Origin of the sequence: Mesorhizobium sp. NBSH29 (assembly GCF_015500055.1) — a bacterium.
Lineage (GTDB): Bacteria > Pseudomonadota > Alphaproteobacteria > Rhizobiales > Rhizobiaceae > Neomesorhizobium.
The window spans coordinates 2,678,700-2,703,391 of sequence record NZ_CP045492.1; the positions used below are offsets into that span (position 1 = coordinate 2,678,700).

Below are 24,692 nucleotides of genomic sequence, written 5' to 3' on the forward strand. Positions count from 1 at the left end.
CGTCCTTCTTTGACTTCAGGGAGTGGCGTTCTATCCTTACCACACATGAAAATCGAGGATCACGGCAAACAATGAAAATTACATGGTACGGCCATTCCGCTTTCAGGATCGAAGTTGCGGGGGCAAATATCCTGATTGATCCTTTTCTCAGCGAAAATCCATCGTGGAAACAGGGCTGGGAAAATCCCGCTGAAGGCGTCACCCATGTACTATTGACGCATGGTCACGGCGATCATGTGGGCGATGCGGCTGCTATCCTTAAACAGACCGGTGCCATGCTGATCGCTAATTTCGAGATCTGCATGTATCTGGTCGGCAAAGGCGTCAGCGAAAACAATATAAATCCCGGCAACACCGGCGGGACGGTCGATTGCGGTCCCTTCACGACCACATTCGTGCATGCTGCGCATTCCTCCTCGATCCCCGGTGCGGACGGCTCCAATACCTATCTTGGCAACCCGCTCGGTCTCGTGCTGCACTTCTCCGACGACAAGACGCTCTACCATATGGGCGACACCGACATCTTTTCCGATATGGCGCTGATCCACGAACTGCATCAGCCGAAGATCGGACTCGTTCCCATCGGCGACCGCTTCACCATGGGTGGCGCGGTGGCAGCCCTTGCATGTCGACGCTTCTTCAAATTTGAAACGGTGCTGCCGTGTCATTACGGCACTTTCCCGATCATCGATCAGAGCGCTGACACATTCCTTGCAGGTCTCGCGGGTGTAGAAGTAAAGCTGCCGGAGGTTGGTGGCAGTGTCATGTTGTAGATTCGGCGCAACCGACCGCCACGCTTGCACGCTAGCGGCGTCGCAGTTATAGCCCGGTCTTCTGTTTCCGGAGCGTTTTGCCATGTCCGTTGATACCGCCACCGTCCGGCGCGTTGCCCATCTTGCCCGTATTGCTGTGTCCGATGAGGATGCCCAGCGCATGACTGGCGAGCTCAACGCCATCCTGGGCTTTGTCGAGCAACTGGATGAGGTCGATGTTTCAGGGGTCGAGCCGATGACCTCGGTCATTCCGATGGAAATGAGGAAGCGCGAAGACGCCGTGACCGACGGCAACAAGGTGGCCGACATCGTTGCCAACGCCCCTTCTACGCAGGAGAATTTCTTCCTGGTTCCGAAAGTGGTCGAATAGCTTCATGCGCTGTTCTGCCCGCCTGCCAATTCCCCTGATCTTCTAGGCTGATGACGATGACCGAACTCACCAAAATGACCATTGCCGAAGCCCGCAAGGCACTGCGCGCCCGGGAAATTCAGGCGCTTGAACTCACCGATTCCTATTTGTCGGCAATCGACGCTGCCAACGGCAAGTTGAACGCCTATGTGGCGGTGACCCATGACAAGGCGCGAGACATGGCGCGCGCTTCCGACGAGCGGTTGGCAAACAATGAAGGCGGCGCGCTGGAAGGCATTCCACTTGGCGTAAAAGATCTGTTTGCCACCGAAGGCGTGCACACGCAGGCGGGCAGCCATATTCTGGATGGCTTCAAGCCGCGCTACGAATCGACCGTGACTGCCAATCTCTGGGCCGATGGTGCGGTGATGCTGGGCAAGCTCAACATGGATGAGTTTGCCATGGGCTCATCGAACGAGACGTCCTATTACGGCCCGGTCGTCAATCCGTGGCGGGCCAATGGCGACAACAAGAATCTGGTTCCCGGCGGCTCGTCGGGTGGCTCGGCTTCTGCTGTATCGGCGTTTTTGTGCGCTGGCGCGACAGCTACCGATACTGGCGGTTCGATCCGCCAGCCCGCAGCATTCACCGGCACTGTGGGCATCAAGCCTACTTACGGACGCTGCTCGCGCTGGGGGATTGCCGCTTTCGCCTCGTCGCTCGATCAGGCGGGCTCGATCGCCCGCGACGTGCGCGACGCAGCCATCATGTTGAAATCGATGGCCTCGGTCGACCCGAAGGACACGACGTCAGTCGACAGACCGGTCCCCGATTATGAGGCAGCGCTCGGTCAGTCGGTGCGCGGCATGAAAATCGGCATTCCCAAGGAATACCGCGTCGATGGTATGCCGGATGAAATCGAAAAGCTCTGGCAACAGGGGATTCAATGGCTGCGCGAGGCCGGCGCCGAGATTGTCGACATCTCGTTGCCGCACACCAAGTATGCGCTACCGGCCTATTACATCGTGGCTCCTGCTGAAGCCTCGTCAAACCTCGCTCGCTACGATGGCGTGCGTTACGGCCTGCGCGTTCCGGGCAAGGACATTGCCGACATGTATGAGCAGACCCGCGCTGCCGGCTTTGGCCGCGAGGTCAAGCGCCGCATCATGATCGGTACCTATGTGCTGTCAGCCGGCTATTACGATGCCTATTATCTCAAGGCGCAAAAGGTGCGCACGCTGATCAAGCGCGATTTTGAGATCGTGTTTGGCGAAGGCGTGGATGCCATCCTGACTCCGGCAACCCCATCGGCGGCCTTCGGCCTTGGTGATGAGGAAATGGCTGCCGACCCGGTGAAAATGTATTTGAACGATGTTTTCACCGTCACCGTCAACATGGCCGGCCTGCCGGGCATCGCGGTACCCGCCGGCCTCGACGCCAGGGGTCTGCCGCTAGGACTTCAGCTGATCGGCCGACCTTTCGACGAAGAAACCCTATTCCGTGCCGGCCATGTGATCGAACAGGCAGCCGGACGCTTTGAACCGAAGAAGTGGTGGTAGGACTGGCGGGTACTCTCGCAAGCCCCACCACCGCGCGCCAGGCGACGTTTTACATCGCTCGTCCGTTTTCAGTATGCCGGGTTCCCCCGATTGGAGGTTGCAGTTCCCTTGAGGCGACTGCTGTGCCGTTGGCGAAAATGGTAATGTGAGTAGGAGCGAAGGAGGTCGCTACATTGAGATGAAAGCGATTCATAAAATTTTTGTCGAGCCGCTCTGATCTCAGGAGAAATCTTAGCAACTCCCCCTTGGAATTTGTAATTTCAGCATAGTGACCACGTTTAAAGACCTCGGCATCTCGATTGTTTTCAAATGTATTCCCATAGGCGCAGTGAAGCGCTGGATATACGTAACTGTCGATCTTGGCCTCAGGATCATAATAACCCACCAAGGTGGTAACGCGAATACCTTGATGTTGCGGTTTCCGAGCGACATTGAATGCAAATTCTTTAACCGAAACCCATCTAGACCCATCAGACTCGAAATACAAAACCTGATCTGTCAGAGTAATACCGATATAATTTATAAACAGGTAGGAGACTAGGGTTGCGTCGTGAATTATACGTAATCCTTTTCCAGCATTGTCCGGTCGGGCAGGTGGTATGAATATGAATTTGCTATAGTTCCCGTCATATTGAACTATATTTATCAAATTATTATTTTCAATAAGATTATTCATCATTTTTAGGCTGCTCAAGCATTCCGGAGGAGCGGTAAAGCTGTCGCTCCATTCTTCCATCTTGAGTGAGTGCTCGTTCCATTTCGAATATCCCGTTGAGGAGTGCTTGTTAAACACTACCTTTCGTTCAAAAAACTCCTGAATCGATTTTAGCGTGTATGGAGTGTAGGGCGTATACACATTCAGCGAAGTATTAAAAGAATCGCCGCCGGCCATAGAATCTGATCCGAACTTGTGACCGAAGAACGGTGCCTGACATTCATCCTCGTAGCATGCAGGGCTTCCGCTCTCCTTCACGTCAAAATTCGGGATGAACTTATTTTTGCCGCTGTCCCAGCCCCATGCGGAGTTTATGTTTCCGGCGGATCTATGGATCGATCCTTTGAAGCCGCCCGGATAGTGGCCCATACCGTAGCAGTGCCCGAGTTCGTGACTAAACTCATTGGACAACGTCCCGTGCAAGGTGACCATTCCCCCGCCACCCGATAGGCCATGAACAACAATACCGTTAGTATAATTTCCTACTGAGTTATGGGCGGTACATTGCGCGACATAGTAGGGGTTACTTAAAAGGCTTTCTCCGACCCCCGGTGAGCTAAATATACCGTAATTGGCGTTGTTAATCCCAAGAGAAATAAGCTCTTTACCGATTCGTTGCCGCAAGTCGCCGCTATATACGCCTCCCTCGCTCATTGAATGGGTGCGATACAGCGTACCATCGGGAAGAACAATTTCCTTCCAATGGACAGGCTCATACTCGTTTACGATGAGTTTACTGACTGGAATTGTTTCAAAGTACTGTGTATGGTATGCGGAATCGTATTGAAAAGAGAACACTTCTCTATTTTTGGTAAGCATGCCAATGTCAATTGTATTGATAATTAATTCCCCAGCACCACCTACATCAGCTTTCTGATAGCAACCGGACAATCCATTTAGATTAAATGCAAAAGAAATGCCGGGCTTGATATAAGACCATGGAATGATGCAGTGCCAGAAATTACTGCCGTATAAAAATTGAGAGTAGGCCTCATCTGGCCTCGGCAGAGAGGGTGGCGGAAGCAGTATAGTAGAGAAGACAACCGAATCTTCATCGTCTACGATAGATATTGTAATGTTGCTTGAATACGGTATCTCGGTTTTAGGCTTAAACATTAGCATTGTTCGTCTTAGAGACGTCAAGCGCGGCTGCCGGTCGTCGGGGTGTGATGAGGCCCGAGAAGGCATCACCGAGGACTGGCAGAACAAAACGCTCCCTTCCAAGTCACCTAGGAGATCGTTTTCGAGAACAAGAGTATTGAAATAGATTGGAGACTGAGACATTTGATGAATCATCCGCTCAAATATGAAGGGAAGGATAGATTATCGAATGCGGGTATAGGATATGTCCGCGCTCAATGAACGCAAAGGTGGTACCAAGTTGAGATCTGAGAGTGAGCTCTAAATCTCTCGCTGTGTTTCGAAACAGTTGGCCGTCAGGCCAACACCGCCCCGCGCGCCGCTGAAAAGAACTGGCGGCGGATGAGTACAGCGAGCAGGATGAGGGTGGTGAGAGCAAACACGCCTGCATTGACGAACCAGCCGAGATAGCCCAGCGAAAAAAAGATACCGCGCAGGCCGGAATTGAAATGCTTGCCAGCCAGAATGTTCATCTGGCCCGCGCGCGCGACGGCGGCCTTGATCTCGGGTGTGATCGCCTCGCCGATATGTGCTTGTGGCACCGCGCCGATCAGGATCGAGCAATAGTTGAACAACCGGTATGACCAGCCGAACTTGAAGAACGCGTAGGCAAGCAGCGTCACCAGCCCGAGCACCTTGGTTTCGAACAGCACGCGCGATGGCGAGCCGATATAGGGCAGGTCCGACAGCACGGCGAGAACCTCACCCGTAGCACCGAGCAAGGCAAAACAGCCGCCGATGGCAAAGATGCAACTTGATGCAAAAAATGCAGTGCCTTGTTGAAGTCCGCTCATGATGGCGGTGTCGACCATCCGCAACTCTCGCTCGGCCATTGCCCTCATCCAGGCCTCGCGCTGCGCATTCATTGCCGTGGTTAGTGACACGCGGCCAAACAATTTTCGGGAAGCGGCACGGGCAAAAAATACCCAGACCGCCAGAAAAAATACCAGCGCGGCGAAGTCCTTGGCAGAGAGTATAAGGGAATCGCTCATGGCTGTTTTTAACACGAAGCCAGAGTGCCGGACATGGCTGCATGGTCTGTTCCTGCATGCCCTTGTTGACTTCTGACCCGTGCCATGTCGTTTCCAGATAATCACGGTGCCTTTGGCCCGCGATACAGTGTTGGCGCAGCGCTGAAGCGCCTGTTCGCCCGGAGCCCGAAAAATTGTTTCTTTCTGTATTCGACCTGTTCAAAATCGGCATCGGTCCCTCGAGCTCCCATACAATGGGGCCGATGACGGCTGCCGTTCGGTTTCTCCAGGAGCTTGCAGGCGACGACTGGCCAAAACCCGCCGGCGCGGTCGTTGACCGCCTGGGCGTCAGCCTGCACGGCTCGCTCGCTTATACCGGCATCGGTCATGGCACTGACCGCGCGGTCATTATGGGCCTGACCGGGCAGACACCCCAGACAATCGATCCTGATCACGCTGAGGGGATTGTCGCTGCGGTTACTGCGGACAAACGCATATCTCCGCCTGGGCACCCGTCCTACCGGTTCGACCCCGCGACGGATCTTGTGCTCGACAAGAAAACGCCATTGCTCGGTCACGCCAACGGCATGGCTTTTTATGCCTATGACAGCGATGACCGGCTTTTGCTGAAACGCATCTATTATTCGATCGGCGGTGGGTTTGTCGTCTCAGACGAGGAATTGCAGCGCATGAAGACCAAGGCATCGTCTGATGTGTCTGGCAAGAATGTGCCGTATCCCTTTAAAAATGCTGCGGAAATGCTTTCCATGGCGGGGCGCAGCGGCTTGTCGATAGCGGAATTGAAGCGCGCAAACGAGGAAACGCAGATGTCGCGCGAGGACCTTGACGCTGGCCTCGACGGCGTCTGGCAGGCGATGCTGAGTTGTATCGAACGCGGTCTGTCACAGGACGGCATCATGCCGGGCGGGCTAAAAGTGCGCCGCCGCGCGCGTCAGCTGCACGACACATTGCAGGAGCAATGGCAACAGAACCGGCCAAACCCGCTGCTCGCCAATGACTGGTTGTCGATCTATGCGATGGCCGTCAATGAAGAGAATGCAGCCGGTGGTCGCGTGGTCACCGCTCCCACCAATGGCGCGGCCGGCACCTTGCCGGCTGTACTGCGCTACTGGCTACATTTCTATCCCGAGGCCGACCAGAACAGCATTCGCGATTTTCTCCTGACGGCCGCCGCCATTGGCGGCATCATCAAGACCAACGCGTCCATCTCGGGTGCCGAAGTGGGTTGCCAGGGCGAGGTGGGTTCGGCATCGGCCATGGCTGCGGCAGGGCTCTGCGCCGTCATGGGTGGAACGCCAGAGCAGATTGAAAACGCAGCAGAAATCGCGCTGGAGCATCATCTTGGCATGACCTGTGATCCTGTCGGCGGTCTGGTCCAGGTGCCGTGCATCGAGCGCAATGCTCTTGGTGCGGTCAAAGCCGTCACCGCCGCCTCGCTGGCCATCAAGGGCGACGGCATCCACTTCGTGCCGCTCGACGCGGCCATCGAGACGATGCGCCAGACCGGTCGCGATATGAGCGAAAAATACAAGGAAACCAGTCAGGGCGGACTGGCTGTCAACGTGGTGGAATGCTGAGCCAGCTTGTGGAGAAAGCGCTTCCCGGTTGACCGGCGCGCCGGCTGGTATCATGCTTTTGCGATGCCCCTGAACCTTGTCAAACTGTGTGTCGGCTGTGACAGCGTCGAAGATCTCGAAGAGTGGATCTCTTTCCGGCTCGATGAGCGCCGCCGCGTTGGCGACCCGGTTGAATATTTCCACACCACTCGCATGGTGCCGACGCGCGGCGCTGAGATTATCGAGGGTGGCTCGCTCTACTGGGTGGTCAAAGGCAAAGTCCAATGCCGGCAGCGCGTGACTGAAATCCGACCCTTTGTCGACGGCCAGGGCATTGGCCGCTGCCACATCATGCTCGACCCGCAAGTGCTGCGCACCGAGTGGCAGCCGCGCCGTGCCTTTCAAGGTTGGCGCTACCTGACGCCGGCTGATGCGCCTTCCGACCTTGGCCATGGACGCGTCGGTTGGGCGGAATTGCCTGCCGAACTGCGCCAGGAACTCGCTCAGCTCGGGCTGCTGTGATGCGGTTGCCTTTGCGGGACGCCTTGCAAGCGCGGTGCAAACGCCACATCTTGGCTGGATGAACGACAGGAAAACATCCCAGGTGACACAACAGAAGGTCGAAAAGCCGGCACCCGTACGTTCGGGTGCCGGAGAAATCGAGGCCTTTGTACGCCATGCACGCGCTCTTGCCACGGTGCAAAAAGATGGTGGCCGTCTGATTTTGGCTCTTGATGCCACCATGAGCCGCCAGCCGACTTGGGACCTTGCTTGCCAATTGCAGGCCCAGATGTTTGACGCGACGGGCAAAGCCGGGGCGCTGAATGTCCAGCTGGTCTATTTTCGTGGGCTCGGCGAATGCCGGTCGTCAAAATTCACTGATGATACTGCTGTGCTGAAGGATCTGATGGCCCGCATCGAGTGCCGGGGAGGCCACACCCAGATAGGCAAGGTTTTCTCGCATGCACTCACCGAACACAAGGGAGGCAAGGTCAATGCCGTCGTCTTCATCGGTGATGCGATGGAAGAAGCGGTTGATGATCTTGCCGCCAAGGCCGGTGCCCTTGGCCTCAGGGGCGTCCCGCTGTTCCTGTTTCAGGAGGGCCACGACCCGACGACCGAAAGCGCGTTCAAAGAGTTCGCGCGCCTTTCCAAAGGTGCCTGGTTCCGGTTTGACCGCAATGCCGCTGCGGCGCTGGCGAAGCTTTTGTCGGCAGTGGCGGTTTTCGCCACCGGCGGGCTGGCAGCATTGGAAGCGCGGGACCGACCGGAGGACCGTCTAATGATCGAGCATTTGAGAGGCAGCAACCCGGCATGACAGTAATCTTCTCAATCCTGGGCGGGTTGTTGCTCCTGGTTGCCCTGGCGAACGGCTTCCTGCGGGCAACACCAGCACAATTGGCGGGCGGGTTGCGCCTTGCCGGTCCTGTTATTGTGGCTCTGCTAGGCATCGGATTGATGCTTCTAGGTCGCGCTGCCATCGGGGGCGGACTGATCTCCATGGCGCTTGCATGGTACAGCTCAAGCCGTATGCGGCGTTCGGCAAAACGTACGCCCGGTCAAAATTCTACGGTACGCACCGCTGCACTGGAGATGGAACTCGACCACGACAGCGGCGTGCTGGAGGGGATCGTACTGGCCGGCAAGCATGAGGGTCGAGCGCTGAACTCGATGAGCGAGGAAGAGTTGAAAGGCCTTGGCGCCGAACTGGCGTCCGATCCCGAGAGCCAGCAACTAGTCGAGACTTACCTTGACGGCCGCTTTCCCCTCTGGCGTAAACACGCGGAGCCGAATGACAGCGACGGGCAGAGTGTTGCGCCAGCTTCTGGCGCCATGACTAAGAAGGAGGCCTACCAGGTCCTTGGTCTTGAGGCGGGTGCCTCCACGACGGAGATCCGCAAGGCGCACCGCCGCCTGATGCAGCGCGTTCACCCCGATCTCGGCGGGACCTCGTTCCTTGCGACGCGTATCAACGAAGCCAAGGACATCCTTCTCTCTGATCACAATTGACGCTCCTTCGACACGGTGACTTTCCTGGAGGTGGGGCCGATTATTGCTGGACCGCGTAACACGCGATCTTCTTTTTCTTGAGAACGTCACAGGCGTTCCACGCGGCAGTTTTCGTTTCAAAGCCGCCGAAGCGTGCGCGATAGTAGGTGGTGCCGCTCTTCTCAAACTGCATGGTGAAGGGGGAGGCTGAAGCAAGCACGGTCGGCGCTTTCTCGGTCGTGCGCGCCAGCATGCCGCGCGCTTCTTCCTCGCTCGGCGATGACGCAACCTGTACGGCCCACCCTCCCTGCGATTTTGATGCTCTCTGCGAAGTTGATGCGGTGTTTATAGGATCCACAGCAACTTTGGGCCGGCGGATAGGTGCCGGAATCGGTGCGGCATAGGCCTGCATCACCGGCATTGTGGTTTCCTCTGTCTCGATGACGGTCTGCTGCGCCATCTGCGCGCTTTCAGCATCGAGAACTTCTTGTTCGCTCAGCGCCACGATCACGCCTTTGCGGGGCCGTGAATCAGGCGTCGGTGCATTGCGCTTGGGCAACATGGAGGCGACAGGCGAGGCCAACGTCGGTGTTTCGCTAGTCCGGGCAATCAGCTGTCCACCGCCGCGGGTCGAGGCGCGTGGCAGATATCTTTTGATGAGTTCGGCCATCTGGTTATCGCGAGCGCTGCTCGATGCTCCGCCCAGCACCACGGCGACGATACGACGATCACCGCTCTGGACAGATGATGCCAGGTTGAAGCCAGAGGCGCGCGTATAGCCGGTCTTGATGCCGTCAACACCCTCGATTTTGCCAAGCAGCCGGTTGTGGTTGCCGATGCGGGTGCGACCGTAGGTGAAGGATCGTGTCGAAAAATATTTGAACTCGCGTGGATAGTGCTCTTTCAGGGCGATCCCCAGCAGCGCCAGGTCGCGGGCGGTCGATTTCTGGTCGGAATTTGGAAGGCCGTGAGCATTTTTGAACGTGGTGCCGCTCATACCGAGCGCGCGCGCCTTGGCAGTCATCATACGGGCAAAAGCCTGCTCCGAACCGCCCAACATTTCGGCCAGTGCAGTCGCAGAATCATTGGCTGAGCGCGTGACCAGCGAATAGATAGCCGTTTCGACGTCGATCGAATTGCCGGCCTTCACGCCTAGTTTGGTTGGCGACTCAGCGGCAGCCCGCGCCGAGAAAGGCACGCGGGTTTGCAATGTGATTTTTCGGCCGTTGATCGCCTCGAAGACGAGGTAGAGAGTCATCATCTTGGTGAGTGACGCAGGGTAACGCGGCGCATCTGCATTTTCCGAAAACAGCGTCTTGCCAGTATTGGCATCGATCACGATGGCCGCATGTTTGGAAGACGCGGCAGATGCAGCCGTCGCACTGACGAGCGCGACTGATGCTACCAAAATGCCGCGAAGGGCAACCTTGAACAAACGCATTGAGAAAATTGAACCTGCCTGTTTACGCACTTTTTTATCCTTTGAAACGCACTGCACGTAGCGAGACGTCAAAGGTCCTGTCCCGCATCTGGAGGAGGCTAGGCGATCAGCGTTACCAATCCGTTTATGGTAACCGCGTCGTTCATAATTTAGCGAAAGTTTGTTCAGCGGTTAATTCAAAGGTTCACGATCTGGACGCGCCCACACACGATGAGAGCCGCCGAACACCAGACTTTTTGTGCATATGAGGAGGCAGTTAGGCAGGCTAAACACGCCAAGCGTTATGAGGGCATCATCTCAGAGTTCGGTAAACTCAACACACTGGTTGCCGATCTCGCCCGGGGCGCCTACAAGCCTAACGAATCGCTTGCGCAAATACCCAGATCAAGTTGTTTATGGCGGGGGAAGCGGGCAAATTGCCCGCGCGCCAACCCGGCTGCCTTGCGCAGCCGGGTTTTTTTGTGTTCCCAAGGAACATCCCGTTCACGATTGCGCCAAAACTCTGACTTTGAGGGCTGGGCCATATTGTAAGCGCGAGAGAAGGCCTTAAAATCTACGGGTGAGCACCTACATGTCGCATCTCAGGGGATGGCGACGAGAGGCAGGGAAGTTTGACGACCGACGGGTATTACTTGCGCAGCGGCGTAGAAAAAATGCAGGGCGAAGATGGTGGCAACGGCACGGGCCGGGGCACGGCCGTCATCACCCGCACCAAGCCGAAGACCAAGAAGCCCAGCCTTTATCGTGTCCTGATTCTGAACGACGACTACACGCCGATGGAATTCGTGATTCACATTCTGGAGCGGTTTTTCCAGAAGGATCGCGACGCGGCGACCCGCATCATGCTGCACGTGCACAACCACGGTGTTGGCGAATGTGGGGTCTATACTTTCGAAGTGGCCGAGACCAAAGTGTCTCAGGTCATGGATTTCGCCCGTCAGCACCAGCACCCGCTGCAATGCGTGATGGAGAAAAAGTGAGGTAACATGCCGGCTTTCTCCCAAGGCCTCGAAAAGGCGCTTCACCAGGCGCTGACACTTGCCAACGAACGTCACCACGAATACGCGACGCTCGAACATCTTTTGCTCGCGTTGATCGAGGACGTCGACGCTGCCGCCGTTATGCAAGCGTGCAACGTCGAGCTCGATGAACTGAAACAGACCGTACTCACCTATATCGATACCGAACTCGACAATCTGGTGACCGGTTACGACGAAGATTCAAAGCCGACCGCCGGATTCCAGCGCGTCATCCAGCGCGCGGTCATCCATGTGCAGTCGTCCGGCCGCGAGGAAGTGTCTGGCGCTAATGTTCTGGTGGCGATCTTCGCCGAACGCGAAAGCCATGCCGCCTATTTCCTTCAGGAACAGCAGATGACCCGCTACGACGCGGTCAATTACATCTCGCATGGCATCGCCAAGCGTCCCGGTGCAAGTGACGCGCGCAGCCCGCGAGGAGCCGAGGATGATCAGGCGGGCGCGTCGGGGGGCGAGACGCCCGAGGACAACAACGGCAAGAAAAAGCAGCAGCAGGACGCGCTGACGGCTTATTGCGTCGATTTGAACAAGAAGGCGAAAGCCGGTCGCATCGATCCGCTGATCGGGCGCGCAACAGAGATCAACCGGACCATCCAGGTTCTTTGCCGCCGTTCGAAGAACAACCCCCTCTATGTCGGTGATCCGGGCGTCGGTAAGACCGCCATAGCTGAGGGTCTGGCCAAGCGCATTGTCGATGGCGACGTGCCTGAGGTTCTTTTGGGCTCGACGATTTTCTCTCTCGACATGGGCACACTGTTGGCTGGAACCCGCTACCGCGGTGACTTTGAGGAGCGCTTGAAGCAGGTCGTCAAGGAGCTTGAAGAGCATCCCGATGCAATCCTGTTTATCGACGAGATCCACACCGTGATCGGCGCCGGCGCAACATCCGGCGGTGCGATGGATGCGTCAAACCTGTTGAAGCCTGCGCTATCATCGGGTGCGATTCGATGCATCGGATCGACCACCTACAAGGAGTTTCGCCAGTTCTTCGAAAAGGATCGCGCACTTGTGCGTCGGTTCCAGAAGATCGACGTCAACGAGCCTTCAGTTGACGACACCATTGCCATCATGACCGGGCTAAAACCCTATTTCGAAGAGTTCCACAAGGTCACGTATACGACCGAAGCAATCAAGGCTGCGGTGGAGCTTTCCGCGCGCTATATCAATGATCGCAAACTGCCAGACAAGGCCATCGATGTTATCGATGAGACTGGCGCATCGCAAATGCTGCTGCCTGAAAAGCAGCGCAAGAAGTCGATTGGCGTGAAAGAAATCGAGGAGACAGTCGCCACTATGGCGCGGATCCCGCCCAAGACGGTTTCTGCCGACGATGAAATGGTTCTTGCCGGCCTTGAGATCGAATTGAAGCGTGTCGTCTACGGACAGGATACCGCCATCACGGCGCTGTCTTCAGCCATCAAGCTGGCGCGGGCAGGGTTGCGCGAACCGGAAAAGCCGATTGGCTCCTATCTGTTCTCCGGCCCCACAGGCGTTGGTAAGACGGAAGTGGCAAAGCAGCTCGCCGCCTCGCTTGGTGTCGAACTTCTGCGCTTCGACATGTCGGAATATATGGAACGTCACACTATCTCGCGTCTGATCGGCGCACCTCCGGGCTATGTCGGTTTCGACCAGGGCGGTCTGCTCACCGACGGCGTAGACCAGCATCCGCATTGCGTGCTGCTGCTTGATGAGGTTGAAAAGGCGCATCCGGACCTATTCAACATCCTGTTGCAGGTCATGGATCACGGCAAGCTGACCGATCATAACGGCAAGCAGATCGACTTCCGCAACGTGATCCTAATCATGACCACTAATGCGGGTGCCTCGGATGCACAGCGCGCGGCCATTGGATTTGGCTCCACCAAGCGGGAAGGCGATGATGTCGAGGCGATCAACCGGCTATTCACGCCGGAATTTCGCAACCGTCTCGATGCCATCATCCCGTTCGGAACGCTACCGGTACCGGTCGTGCATCAGGTGGTGCAGAAGTTCGTCATGCAACTTGAAGCCCAGCTTTCAGAACGCGGCGTCACCTTCGACCTATCGCAGGATGCCATCGCGTGGCTGGCGGAGAAGGGCTACGACGAGCGCATGGGCGCGAGGCCACTTGGCCGCGTGATCCAGGAGCACATCAAGAAGCCGCTTGCTGAAGAAGTACTTTTCGGAAAGCTCAAGAAGGGCGGAATCGTCAAGGTCACCGTCGAGGCGAAAGAGACTGGCGAAAAGGGCTTGCATCTTGAAACGATTGCAGACGAAGCGCGGGTGAAGCCAAAGAAGGAAGTGCCCAAGGATGATCCGGCGCCCCGCCGACCAGCAACCAAAAAGGCTGCGGTCAAGAAGGCAGCGCCGGCAAAGCCCAAGGCCCCGCCAGCATCTGGCAAGCGCAGCCTCGTGCCGCAACTTCCGCGCAAGAGCTGAGCGGGTACAATAAAAGGGCGTGCCGACTGGCACGCCCTTTTCATTGGTCCAAAGTCAGAACCGCATGCTTTTTCGTCACTCCCTGATCACGCTCGTGCTACGCGCCGACGCAGGATGATCGACGCACCAGAAAACCAGACAAATATCGATGCAAGCCACTTCGGCTGGTACCGACGCGGCGTGCGCGCTTCGTTCTCTGTGCCAGGACTTATTCTCACCAGCGCGTTTATAGGTTTCGCCGGGCTGGCGCGCGAGGCTGGGCTGTCACTGGTGGAGGCTGTTTTCATGACCGGTATGGTCTGGGCGCTCCCGGCCAAGGTGGTGCTGATCGGCGCGATTATGTCGGGCACCTCGCTTGCCGCAGCAGCCTTTGCTGTTGCTCTTTCCTCTGTCAGGCTGATGCCGATGGTGGTGGCGCTGGCGCCCGAACTGCGCGGGCCGGGCACCCGCCCATGGGTACTCTATCTCCTGTCGCATTTCGTCGCTGTCACCTCATGGGTGATTGCGATGGAGAAAATCGGCGCGGTACCGCGCGAGATGCGCACTAGTTATTATCTTGGGCTCGGGTCGACGCTTGTGGTCGCAAACATGCTGGTGGTTGCAGTGGTCTACGCCGTTGCGCCCTCCCTGCCGCCGGCGGCATCTGCGGGTCTGCTGCTGTTGACCCCCATTTATTTCCTGACGTCCCTCTGGGGGTCGGCGCGCGAACGTGCCAGCCACATCGCCATGGTGATCGGTCTGCTGCTCGGGCCAGCGCTGCATATGGCCATCCCGGGGTTTGACCTGCTTGTGACCGGCCTCATCGGGGGCTTCGCGGCCTATGGATGGCACCGTTTGCGGTTCACCGGAAAGCAATCACGGTCATGACCTTCACGTCCCAAGACACCTGGTGGTGGCCATTTGTGTTCATCCTCGTTGCCGGCTGGCTAGCAACAGATGCCTGGCGATTTCTGGGTGTTTATTTTGGCGGTCGGGTCTCGGACGACTCTGATGTTCTGGTGCTGGTTCGCGCCATTGCCACCGCGCTTGTCGCGGCGGTGATCGGCAACCTGATCGTTTTCCCAAGCGGCGCGCTTGCCGACACCTCTCTAGCGTTGAGGGTAGGGGCAGCGGCGGCAGGGTTTCTGGCCTATCTACACCTTGGCCGGCGTGTGCTTCTCGGCATCGCCGCAGCCGAAATTGTGTTGGGACTTGGTCTCGCCCTTGGGTTGTGAGCTAGAGAAATTTCACGACCTTCTTGCCTGCCTTCAGAAAACGCAGCGGGTCCACAGGATCGCCATTGTGGCGCACTTCATAGTGAAGATGCGGACCGGTCGAGCGACCTGTGCTCCCCGAGTCCCCGATAACGGCGTAGGTTTCGACTGAATCGCCGATGGACACGCGGACGCGACTTAAATGCGCATAGCGGGTCGAAAACCCATTGCCGTGATCCACTTCAACCATGTTGCCATAGCCGCCATTCGAGCCGGCCTTGGTTACCGTACCCGACGCGGTGACGCGGACGGCAGTGCCAGTCGGTGCCCGAAAATCCATACCCGAGTGGAGCGCGGGAATTCCAAGAAGTGGGTCCCGGCGTACGCCATAAGTCGAGGTTATCGCCAGCCCCGGAGCCGGGTTGGATATTGGTAGCTTGCGCGCCTTGTCCTTGACTTGGTCAAGTGCATCGAGCGCCTGGTCGAGCTCCTTGACCTTGGTCTCGAACATGCTCGCCTTATCAGCCGAAATCAGTGGCCCACCAGTGGCTTCATCCTTATCGAAGTCTACATCCACTGACAGCCCGGCAGTCTGCAGCGCGTCTCTGATTGTATCTGCAGTTTGATACGCATTTTCGGCCAGCGCATCGATGCGCGTGATCTGCTCATTTTCAATGGTGCGCAGTGACTGGTTGATTGTCACAAAAATCTTGTCGGCGTGATCGGCCTCGCTCTCGGCGGTAATGGCAGCCCGCGGCGACCAAAACGCAAATGCACTGGCCGATGTGGCACGCAGTTCTGCCTCCGGCGCGTAGGCTGTCGTCAGCGTCGCCGGGGAGGCTAGGGCAGCGCTGGTGTCTGGCTTTTGCTCAGGAAGCGGCGCTATTGCAGGCAAGGCGCCTGCCGCCGTATTGGCACGCTCTAGCATCGGCCCAATGCGCCCATGACGCAGCGTCAGCTGCGACTGGCGCGCAATTAGTTCGCTGACCTTGCTTTCCATCAACTGCTGGTCGAGCAATTGTCGGCTGGTGATGCGGTCGACCTGCGCGCGCAAGGCCGAGATGCGGTCCTCATAGGCCTGCTGCATTCGCGCCTGCCGCGCCGCAGTGGCTCCCAGTAGGTCATCTCGGAAGACAAGATAAGATGTGGCCAGAAGATAGCCGATTGCAACAGCGGCAAGGGCCGAACCAAGCAACGCCATCAGCCAAGGCCGCACGGTGAAGTGCCTGATCTCATCGCCATGCGCGATGATGATTGTATGGGGCTCTTTGCGTTTGCCAAAAACGGGAGGGCGAGCAGGGTAAGTCACGAGGCAAAAACTTCCATGCGAGGGATGACCATCGACTGGAAGGATTACACATTGTTAGGGTTAACAAAGATTTGAACGTGTGACCGGTTGTGGTCCAATCACGCAATTTTTCTAAAATAGACGACGCTTACAGGGACTTTGCAGCCTCGAGCACAGCTTCAGCGTGGCCGTTAACGCGCACCTTGCGCCATATTTTTGCGATCATTCCAACGCGGTTGATCAGGAATGTGGCTCTTTCGACGCCCATATATTTGCGGCCGAACATCTGCTTTTCGGTCCAGACGCCAAATGCTTCTATCGCATTCCGCTCTTCATCGGCGAGCAGGTCCACCGTCAGATGATGCTTGGCACGGAACTTTTGGTGTTTTTTCAGATTATCGGGCGAAACGCCGACGACCGATGCGCCAATCGCCTCGAAATCTGGCTTCAGACGGGAAAACTCGATCGCCTCAAGCGTGCAACCTTCGGTATCATCCTGCGGATAAAAATATATCACAACGATCTTGCCTGAGTGATTGGCGAGCTGAAAGGTTTCATGCTCTCCCGAAAGCTGGACGTCCGGTGCCTTGTGCCCTACTTCAACTTCCGCCATGTCGGCGCCCCCTGATGATGTTACGCGAGATCGATCCGGGATATATCCTGACAGCGGATTCGTCCACACTCGCACAAATATTGGAAAGCCATTGAACCAAGAGGTTCAGAAGCACGAGAAGATTCGGTTCAGGCAGGAGGAAATCACTTCCCTGACCGAATTTCCTTCAGCCGAAGGGCAGGGCCACCTGCTTCAGCGCCGGGGCAAGCTGCCATGGCGTATCCTGCGTGCTGTTGCCGCGGTCACATCTGTGGTCGGCGGTCTCCTTGTCATCACCACAGGCGCTGTCATTTTCATCGGCATGACCGGTATCGGCAGCGACCGTTTGCGCGCCGAAGGCGAGGCCGCGATCGAGCGCCTCGTCGGCGGTGATGTCGCGGCAAAAATCGGCTCGGCGACACTTTCGCTTGATGCGTCAAAGTTCATAGCACTGGAAGTCCGCGACATCACTGTCCAATCATCCGACGGCAAGCCGATGTTCGATGCGGGGAAAATGCGCTTTGGCGTGCGCTTCTGGCCGTTGATGTCAGGCGAGGTCCGGCTCGGCAGTGCTGCCATCAGCGAGGCGCGCATCACGGCGTCCTCGCTACCGGCGCGAGATGGTCCAAACTGGCAAGCGGGTCTTCAACGACCCGACGGACTGATCGATCCCGATAAGGTGATCGACCTGCTTTTCGGCAGTCTGCACCGCGCGTTCGATATCATGGAGGTCGGATCCACCCGACGCATCAACCTTGCCGGTGTTGATCTGGAGCTTCCGGAGGGAGGCCGCATGCGAAGTGTCGTTGTCTCCAGCGCCGAGCTCCTTCAGAAAACCAATGGTCAGATGTCGATCAAGGCCGAAGCAACGATTGATGGACGTCTGCTGTTAATCTCCGGCACCGCTGCCCGAACTGTCACTTCGCGGCGCATCTCTTCGGTCGAACTGCGGATCGGAACGCCTGTACCGGTGCCGGACAAACTGGAAGCTGCAGCTTCCTTGGCAACGCCTGCCGGAAACCGGATCGATACGATCAAGGCAACGATTACGGGCGCCGAAGGCTTGGGCGATGTGCCGACCGGCCTGTCGGTCCGGGCGCGAATTGGGGGCATCTCGGTAGACCTGAAGGATGATGGTCGTATCACCGGTGACGTCGATCTGTCCCTCGCAATAGACAAGGGTACGGCGAAGGCGGAAATTCCCGGGCTGGTCTTCACGACCGGGCGTTCGCGATTCAATTTTCACGGTGCAGTAGGACCGGCTCCCGCGACCGATGGACAGGCGGACGCTGGCAGTTACCGCTACGAACTGATCAGCGACGGCTCAATCCTTGCGCCAACAGATTCGCCGGAACCGGCTTTGGATATTCTGGCCAAAGTTTCCGGCAATTATGATCCCCTCGCCTCGCGCCTCACCTTGGACCAAATCGGTGTTCGCACCAATGGAGGCGAATTGTTGGGGGCGGGCGCTTTCGAGTTCGCGCCTGGAAAAGCTCCCGGTATCACACTGGCGCTTACAGTGCCGGACATGGCTGCCGGTCACGTCAAACAGCTTTGGCCTTGGTTTGCAGCACCCGGCGCTCGCAACTGGGTGCTCAAAAATCTTTTCGGCGGGCGCCTGCGCGACAGCAAGCTCCATTATCGGGTGCCTGTAGGTCGGATCGGCAATGGCATCCCAGTCACCCATGACGAAGTATTCGGAACCTTCCATGTCGAAAATACACGCTTCGACGTAACCGGACGTATTCCCCCGGTCCGAGAGGCGGACGGCATCGTGGCGTTTCGCGGCAATGACATCGATATTGCCCTTTCGTCCGGGACCGTTTTTATGAGCAGTGGCAGGACAGTCGCTGCCACCAATGGCAAGCTTGCAATCCGCGATGCCAACCGCCCGCCAGTGATCGGCGCGCTCACTATCGACGTCGCAGGCGATGCAGCGGCTATCGCCGAACTCGCTTCCTACGAGCCGATAAATGCCATGCGCCACGTTGGTTTCGGCCCCGATGATCTGACCTCCGGCGCGGTCACCGGGCATGTACGCGCTGACATTCCTTTGCAAAACGGCATCGATCCTGACAGGCTCGACTGGCTTGTGTCGCTCAATTACCGCGATCTGGCGCTATCGCAGCCATTTGATGGCCAACTCGTCACCGGTGCCGTGGGGACTATCACTGTCGATCCACAAAAGGCTGTTGTGGCCGCCAATGCGAACCTCAATGGAGTGCCGTCCGAGATCGCTCTGGTTGAGCCGCTTCGACCGGCCGGGCCTGGGCGCAAGCGCGATATCACCATGACACTGAATGACAAGACGCGGGAAGGGCTGGTGCCCGGCCTTGGCGATCTCGTTTCAGGGCCGGTGAAGGTAGCATTCAGCGCAGGACCTCCTGCGTCCGACGGGGCGTTTACCCCGCAAAAGGTTACCGCTGACCTGACAGACAGCAAGCTCAGCATCCCGTGGGCCGGCTGGACCAAGGGCGCGGGCGTTGCTGCAAAAGTCGAATTTTCCTTGGGCAAGAAAGGCGAACGGGTCAACCTGTCCAAATTCAAACTTTCGGGCAAAAGCTTTGCCATTGAAGGCGATATCGTGCTGTCAGGGGGATCGCTGTCCAGCGCCAATTTTAGCACAATCAAGCTAAACCGCGACGATGACATTGCCTTGGACATCAAGGCGGCGGGCAAGGGCTACAAGGTAACGGTCACCGGCAATTCACTCGATGCACGCGCCGTCGTGAAGCAGTTTACAGCCGATGCAGACAAGGCAACCGCGTCGGTCGGAAAGGTGCCGGTTTCACTGGATGCCAATGTGCGGAGGCTTGTGGGCTTCCATGGCGAGCAATTGACCAACGTAAAGCTGAACTACAGCGGAGTCGGCAGTACTGTGCTCGCTCTGGATGTGGCAGGTGCCACGCGTTCCGGGGGCAATGTGAATGTTTCCAATTCCACCGTCGACGGTACCCGGACACTGAAAATGCGCTCGGCGGATGCCGGCGCAATTCTTCGCTTTTTAGACGTCTACGAACACATGGAGCGCGGAACGATTGCCCTCGATCTGGCCGGACCCGTGAACGGGTCCCTTGCCGGGCAGGTGGACGCGCGTGATTTCTGGGTGGTGAATGAACCCAAGCTGCGGTCGATGGTTTCTACCCCACCCCAGGGCAGCGATCGCAGCCTCAACGATGCGGTGAAACGCGACATCGATACATCCCGCGTCCAGTTCGAGCGCGGCTATGCACAACTTCGCAAGGGCACCGGCAGCCTCGACATCGAGAACGGCGTGCTGCGCGGACCTATGATCGGCACGACGTTCCAGGGCACGCTTTACAACCCCGCAGGCCGAATGGCCATGACGGGCACCTTCATGCCGGCCTATGGCCTCAACCGCCTGTTTGGCGAACTGCCACTAGTCGGGATGATCTTGGGCAATGGTCGTGACCGCGGGCTGATCGGCGTCACCTACAAATTATCCGGCAGCGCCAAGTCTCCCAATCTCGAGATCAACCCGCTTTCGATTATCGCACCCGGTATTTTTCGCTCGATTTTCGAGTTCCATTAGCCGGGTCGTACCAGAACGTGCTTCTTCTTGCCGAGCGAAAGCTTCACGGCTCCTTCGGCAGAAACATCAGCCATCGTGATCAACCGCTTGTCGTCGGTGACCGGGGTATCGTTGACGCGCAGAGCTCCCCCCTGGACATGCCGGCGCGCCTCTCCATTGGATCCGGCAAGCCCTGCGGAGACGAATAACGCCAGCACGCCGATGCCGGCTTCAAGAAGACCGTTGCCGATTTCGATGGTTGGCAGCGAGGCGTCGGTTACACCTTCTTCAAACGTCTTACGGGCTGTCTCGGCTGCTGCTTCCGCCTCGGCGCGGCCGTGCACGATTGCGGTTGCTTCGGTTGCTAGGATTTTCTTGGCTTCGTTGAGTTCAGCACCGCCAAGAGCGGCAAGTCTTGCGATTTCATCCAGAGGAAGGCGGGTGAAAATCTTGAGAAAACGCTCCACGTCGGCGTCTTCCGTGTTGCGCCAGTACTGCCAGAAATCATAGGTCGAAAACACATCGCCATTCAGCCAGACAGCACCATTGGCCGACTTCCCCATTTTGGCACCCGACGACGTGGTGAGAAGCGGCGTGGTCAGTGCATATAGCTGTTGCGTACCCATGCGATGGCCAAGATCAATACCGTTAATGATGTTGCCCCATTGATCCGAGCCACCCATCTGCAGGCGGCAATCGTAGCGGCGGCTCAGTTCTACGAAATCGTAGCCCTGCAGGATCATGTAGTTGAATTCGAGGAAGGACAGCGACTGCTCGCGGTCGAGCCTCAGTTTGACGCTGTCAAACGACAGCATTCGGTTTACTGAGAAATGCCGACCCACGTCGCGCAGGAATTCAACATAGTTCAGCTGCATCAGCCAGTCGGCATTGTTGACCATCAGCGCGTCGTTGGGCCCGTCGCCAAAGCGCAGGATGCGGCCAAAGATTTTTTTGATGCCTTCGATGTTTTCGCCAATTTTTTCAGGCGTCAGAAGTCCGCGTTGCTCATCGCGGAAGGATGGATCGCCGATCATCGATGTCCCGCCGCCCATCAATGCAATGGGGCGGTGACCGGTCTCCTGCAGCCAGTAGAGCATAGTTGCCGAAATCAGATTGCCGATATGCAAACTGGTGGCGGTCGCGTCATAGCCGACATAGGCGGTTACGGTTTCTTTGGCGAAAAGATCGTCCAGTCCGGTTTCATCTGAAACCTGGTGGATGAAGCCGCGCTCTGACAAGACGCGCAAGAAGTCGGATTTGAAGGCGGCCATGCTATGTTCCCGGAAAGTCGCTTGTGAAGGGTCGTCGCCCGGCCTTTAGCATCTGGGCGGCAGATATCACAAGAACGAGAGGCAAAGCGGCGTTAGCGGTAGTTAAGTGCTGCGGTGGTTGCGCACCAGCCGGGCCATTTCAACGGCGTTGTCTTCATTGCGGCCGGTCACCGTCAGCCCCTTCGCAACGCCCTCACGGTCCGCCTCCGGTCGGTTTTGGCTGACCTTCCATTTGCCGGAAATCTCGGTGATTTCGATTTTTAACCCTATAATGCCCCTGAGCTGCGAGGCGATGTAGCTGTCCGGTGCGTCAGCAACGTGCCACGGCTCAGGCTCGTCTTTTTCCTGAGACTGGGTCAACGCATCAACTTGCGCTATTAACCACGCGGCGTCATCGATGATCGTTGCCTTGCCGCGCACCTGCACAATGGCGTAATTCCACGTGGGCACGACTTTGCCGGGTTTCGCGCTTTGTTTCGTACCAGGATGGGGTGACGTAGGTGTCGCTGCCCTGAAACACGACGAGCACGGGCAGATCGGGTGTCTCGGCAATCAAGCGCCATTGCGGGTTGGCACGGGCAAAATGGGCACGCAGCCTTCCCTTCGGTCCGATGCCGTCATCCAGCAGAAATGGTAGCGGGTTGGCCACCGGGCCATCGCTGCCGTTCGAAACCACCAACCCCAAGGGATGTGCCCGGATCAGCCCATGCAGAATGTCCAGCCGGGTCTCTACGAAATGTGGAGGCTGGTACATGCTGCAAAAAACCTTTCCTAGCGCAAGCGTTTGGGGCGAGCTTCGGCCAGTTCGCCATTGAGGCGTCGGTCGAGATAATCAGAGCATTCTTCGATCAACAGGTCAGAATGGCTTTGGAAGAAGTGGTTCGCGCCCGGCATCGTCTTCTGGGTAATGGTGATGCCTTTCTGGGTGTGCAGTTTGTCTACCAGACCCTGCACATCTTTCGGTGGCGCCACCTTGTCAGCATCACCATGGATGATGAGTCCGGATGAAGGGCAAGGGGCCAAAAAGGAAAAGTCATAGGTGTTGGGCTGCGGGGCGATCGACATAAAACCCTCGATCTCTGGGCGCCGCATCAAAAGCTGCATGCCGATCCATGCGCCAAACGAATAGCCGGCAACCCAGCAAGACTTGGAATCGGGATGCAGCGACTGAATCCAGTCAAGCGCGGCTGCCGCATCCGAAAGCTCGCCAGTGCCGTGGTCAAATTCGCCCTGGCTGCGGCCGATCGAACGGAAATTGAAACGCAGCGTGGTAAAGTTGCGCTTCTGGAACATGTAGAAGAGGTCGTAGACGATCTTGTTGTTCATCGTCCCGCCGAACTGCGGGTGCGGGTGCAGCACGATGGCGATCGGCGCGTTCTTTTCCTTCGAAGGCTGGTAGCGACCCTCCAGGCGACCCGCTGGACCTGCAAAAATGACCTCTGGCATGCGATACTCCGGTTGCTGAAGCTGCTGCCCGGGCTGGGGAAATCGAAAATCTCCGGCCTTGACGCGCCGCGGACGGCTCCATAAAAAGCTACTTTAGAACTCTTCAAAACTGGGTAGCCGCTGCCACCCCGTTGTCGAAGCGGGTTCTTAGGACGTTTGACCTTGAAAATTCAAGGAAATAACGCCAGATCGCCCGCAAGCGCAAACTGACAGGACAAATCACATCGCTATGGACGGCCATCGCGCCTATCTTGACTACAACGCCAGCGCGCCTTTGCTGGACGCTGCGCGTGAGGCGATGGGCTTAGCGCTGGATTGCGATGCCAATCCTTCATCGGTTCATGGCGAAGGCAGAACCGCCCGCCGGCTGATCGAAGACGCGCGCCGCGCAGTCGCCAGCCTGGCAAACGCCATACCTGACCATGTTGTTTTCACATCAGGTGCCACGGAAGCAGCAGCAACACTTCTGACGCCAAACTGGCGCATGGGTCGCGGCGTAATCCGGATGGCACGGCTCTATGTTGCGGCCTCCGACCATCCCTGTATTCTGGGTGGTGGACGCTTTCGGCCAGACCAGATCGAGACGATCGGGATCGATGGCAACGGCGTGATCGATCTTGCCGAGCTGGCTGATGCCTTGGCAAAGCATGACAGTGAAGCTGGTCTGCCAATGGTGGCGATCCATCATGCCAACAATGAAACAGGTGTCGTTCAGCCCGTCGCGGAGATTGCCGCATTTGTGCATGGCGCCGGTGGCGTGTTCGTGCTGGACGCCGTTCAATCGGCTGGGAGAATTTCTCTAGATATTACAGAGGGTTCTGTTGATTTTCTGATTCTTTCGTCACACAAGATTGGCGGTCCAAAGGGTGCTGGTGCCATTGTCGGCGCTTCGGATCTGCTAATGCCGGAACCGCTTGTGACCGGCGGTGGCCAGGAAAAGGGTCATCGCGCCGGCACAGAAAACGTTGCCGCGATTGCAGGCTTTGGCGCCGCCGCTGCAGAAGCTCTTGCTTCGCTGGGCGGCATGGCTGCAGTTGGTGCATTGCGCAGCCGCATCGAGTCAGCGATACGCAGCAACGTTGATTTCGCTGAAATCTACGGCGAGGGCGCAGAGCGCCTATCCAACACGGTGTTCTTTGCCATTCCGGACATGGCGGCCGAGACCTTGCAAATCGCTTTCGATCTTGCCGGTGTCGCCGTTTCTGCAGGTTCGGCCTGTTCGTCTGGCAAGGTTGGCCCGAGCCATGTGCTGAAGGCGATGGGCCGGGCGGGGGAAAGTGCCTTGCGTGTGTCTATCGGGCGCGGCACGACCGACGCTGACATCGCATTGTTCGAAAAGGCGCTTGCCGGCATTGTCGCCAGGCAAGTGGCCAGAAAAGAAAAGGCCGCCTGACCGGCAGC

At 57.5% G+C, this 24,692-nt stretch carries 20 protein-coding genes and 1 pseudogene; 13 read left to right on the plus strand and 8 right to left on the minus strand.

Annotated elements, in window-relative coordinates:
• The first annotated feature begins 71 nt into the window (after positions 1-71).
• From GA830_RS13375 to gatA, 3 genes are all read left to right on the plus strand, one after another.
• Positions 72-773 carry a metal-dependent hydrolase gene (locus GA830_RS13375; protein ID WP_195162326.1) on the plus strand — a complete coding sequence of 234 codons (702 nt, stop codon included), beginning with the start codon at positions 72-74 and terminating at the stop codon, positions 771-773.
• 82 nt (positions 774-855) lie between these two features.
• Entirely contained in the window at positions 856-1,143 is a 288-nt protein-coding gene (gene gatC, locus GA830_RS13380; RefSeq protein ID WP_195162327.1) for an Asp-tRNA(Asn)/Glu-tRNA(Gln) amidotransferase subunit GatC, read from the plus strand.
• 56 nt (positions 1,144-1,199) lie between these two features.
• Positions 1,200-2,681 carry an Asp-tRNA(Asn)/Glu-tRNA(Gln) amidotransferase subunit GatA gene (gene gatA, locus GA830_RS13385; RefSeq protein ID WP_195162328.1) on the plus strand — a complete coding sequence of 494 codons (1,482 nt, stop codon included), beginning with the start codon at positions 1,200-1,202 and terminating at the stop codon, positions 2,679-2,681.
• 49 nt (positions 2,682-2,730) lie between these two features.
• On the opposite strand, the gene GA830_RS13390 is transcribed toward gatA, so the two are convergent.
• Together GA830_RS13390 and GA830_RS13395 are read right to left on the minus strand one after the other, a co-directional pair.
• Complete coding sequence (locus tag GA830_RS13390; RefSeq protein ID WP_195162329.1) at positions 2,731-4,512, minus strand: M66 family metalloprotease; 1,782 nt, start codon at positions 4,510-4,512, stop codon at positions 2,731-2,733.
• A gap of 320 nt (positions 4,513-4,832) precedes the next feature.
• A complete protein-coding gene (locus GA830_RS13395; RefSeq protein ID WP_195162330.1) occupies positions 4,833-5,528 on the minus strand; it encodes a DUF599 domain-containing protein in 696 nt (231 codons plus the stop codon).
• Positions 5,529-5,701: 173 nt separating this feature from the next.
• On the opposite strand from GA830_RS13395, the gene GA830_RS13400 reads away from it, so the two are divergent.
• The 4 genes from GA830_RS13400 (at position 5,702) to GA830_RS13415 (ending at position 9,094) form a co-directional block, all read left to right on the plus strand.
• Positions 5,702-7,105 (plus strand): L-serine ammonia-lyase, encoded by a 1,404-nt coding sequence (locus GA830_RS13400; protein ID WP_195162331.1) that lies wholly within the window; start codon positions 5,702-5,704, stop codon positions 7,103-7,105.
• A 63-nt stretch (positions 7,106-7,168) separates the two neighbouring features.
• On the plus strand, positions 7,169-7,606 hold the full coding sequence (locus GA830_RS13405; RefSeq protein WP_195164946.1) for a DUF1489 family protein: 438 nt from the start codon (positions 7,169-7,171) through the stop codon (positions 7,604-7,606).
• A 58-nt stretch (positions 7,607-7,664) separates the two neighbouring features.
• Positions 7,665-8,402 carry a VWA domain-containing protein gene (locus tag GA830_RS13410; protein ID WP_195162332.1) on the plus strand — a complete coding sequence of 246 codons (738 nt, stop codon included), beginning with the start codon at positions 7,665-7,667 and terminating at the stop codon, positions 8,400-8,402.
• Entirely contained in the window at positions 8,399-9,094 is a 696-nt protein-coding gene (locus GA830_RS13415; protein WP_195162333.1) for a DnaJ domain-containing protein, read from the plus strand. Before GA830_RS13410 ends, GA830_RS13415 begins: the two co-directional genes overlap by 4 nt.
• Before the next feature lie 40 nt (positions 9,095-9,134).
• On the opposite strand, the gene GA830_RS13420 is transcribed toward GA830_RS13415, so the two are convergent.
• Positions 9,135-10,544: a D-alanyl-D-alanine carboxypeptidase gene (locus tag GA830_RS13420; RefSeq protein WP_374939268.1), complete on the minus strand. Its 1,410-nt coding sequence runs from the start codon at positions 10,542-10,544 to the stop codon at positions 9,135-9,137.
• 623 nt (positions 10,545-11,167) lie between these two features.
• Between GA830_RS13420 and clpS the strand changes: the two genes are divergently transcribed.
• The 4 genes from clpS to GA830_RS13440 all read left to right on the plus strand — a co-directional run bounded on the left by clpS (position 11,168) and on the right by GA830_RS13440 (position 15,183).
• Positions 11,168-11,494 (plus strand): ATP-dependent Clp protease adapter ClpS, encoded by a 327-nt coding sequence (gene clpS, locus GA830_RS13425; protein WP_195164948.1) that lies wholly within the window; start codon positions 11,168-11,170, stop codon positions 11,492-11,494.
• 6 nt (positions 11,495-11,500) lie between these two features.
• The gene (gene clpA, locus GA830_RS13430) at positions 11,501-13,969 is read left to right on the plus strand and encodes an ATP-dependent Clp protease ATP-binding subunit ClpA (protein ID WP_195162334.1); all 2,469 of its coding nucleotides are present in this window, start codon (positions 11,501-11,503) and stop codon (positions 13,967-13,969) included.
• 114 nt (positions 13,970-14,083) lie between these two features.
• Entirely contained in the window at positions 14,084-14,836 is a 753-nt protein-coding gene (locus tag GA830_RS13435) for an AzlC family ABC transporter permease (protein ID WP_195162335.1), read from the plus strand.
• Positions 14,833-15,183, plus strand: coding sequence for an AzlD domain-containing protein (locus tag GA830_RS13440; RefSeq protein ID WP_195162336.1), 351 nt, complete (start codon positions 14,833-14,835; stop codon positions 15,181-15,183). The genes GA830_RS13435 and GA830_RS13440 overlap by 4 nt, the downstream gene beginning before the upstream one ends.
• A gap of 1 nt (position 15,184) precedes the next feature.
• On the opposite strand, the gene GA830_RS13445 is transcribed toward GA830_RS13440, so the two are convergent.
• Both GA830_RS13445 and GA830_RS13450 read right to left on the minus strand, forming a co-directional pair.
• On the minus strand, positions 15,185-16,471 hold the full coding sequence (locus GA830_RS13445) for a M23 family metallopeptidase (RefSeq protein WP_258045433.1): 1,287 nt from the start codon (positions 16,469-16,471) through the stop codon (positions 15,185-15,187).
• A 127-nt stretch (positions 16,472-16,598) separates the two neighbouring features.
• Positions 16,599-17,063, minus strand: a complete 465-nt coding sequence (locus tag GA830_RS13450; protein ID WP_195162337.1) for a peroxiredoxin — start codon at positions 17,061-17,063, stop codon at positions 16,599-16,601.
• 91 nt (positions 17,064-17,154) lie between these two features.
• Between GA830_RS13450 and GA830_RS13455 the strand changes: the two genes are divergently transcribed.
• Positions 17,155-20,595, plus strand: a complete 3,441-nt coding sequence (locus GA830_RS13455) for a YhdP family protein (protein WP_195162338.1) — start codon at positions 17,155-17,157, stop codon at positions 20,593-20,595.
• On the opposite strand, the gene tyrS is transcribed toward GA830_RS13455, so the two are convergent.
• The 3 genes and pseudogenes from tyrS to GA830_RS13470 all read right to left on the minus strand — a co-directional run bounded on the left by tyrS (position 20,592) and on the right by GA830_RS13470 (position 23,291).
• Positions 20,592-21,845 carry a tyrosine--tRNA ligase gene (gene tyrS, locus GA830_RS13460; RefSeq protein ID WP_195162339.1) on the minus strand — a complete coding sequence of 418 codons (1,254 nt, stop codon included), beginning with the start codon at positions 21,843-21,845 and terminating at the stop codon, positions 20,592-20,594. The two genes, GA830_RS13455 and tyrS, sit on opposite strands and share 4 nt — an antisense overlap.
• A 102-nt stretch (positions 21,846-21,947) precedes the next feature.
• Positions 21,948-22,599, minus strand: a pseudogene (locus GA830_RS13465) (FMN-binding negative transcriptional regulator).
• Between the two features lie 17 nt (positions 22,600-22,616).
• Positions 22,617-23,291 (minus strand): alpha/beta hydrolase, encoded by a 675-nt coding sequence (locus tag GA830_RS13470; RefSeq protein ID WP_195162340.1) that lies wholly within the window; start codon positions 23,289-23,291, stop codon positions 22,617-22,619.
• A gap of 229 nt (positions 23,292-23,520) precedes the next feature.
• Here GA830_RS13470 and GA830_RS13475 point away from each other — a divergent pair, with 229 nt between their 5' ends.
• Positions 23,521-24,684: a cysteine desulfurase family protein gene (locus GA830_RS13475; protein WP_195162341.1), complete on the plus strand. Its 1,164-nt coding sequence runs from the start codon at positions 23,521-23,523 to the stop codon at positions 24,682-24,684.
• Positions 24,685-24,692 lie beyond the last annotated feature (8 nt).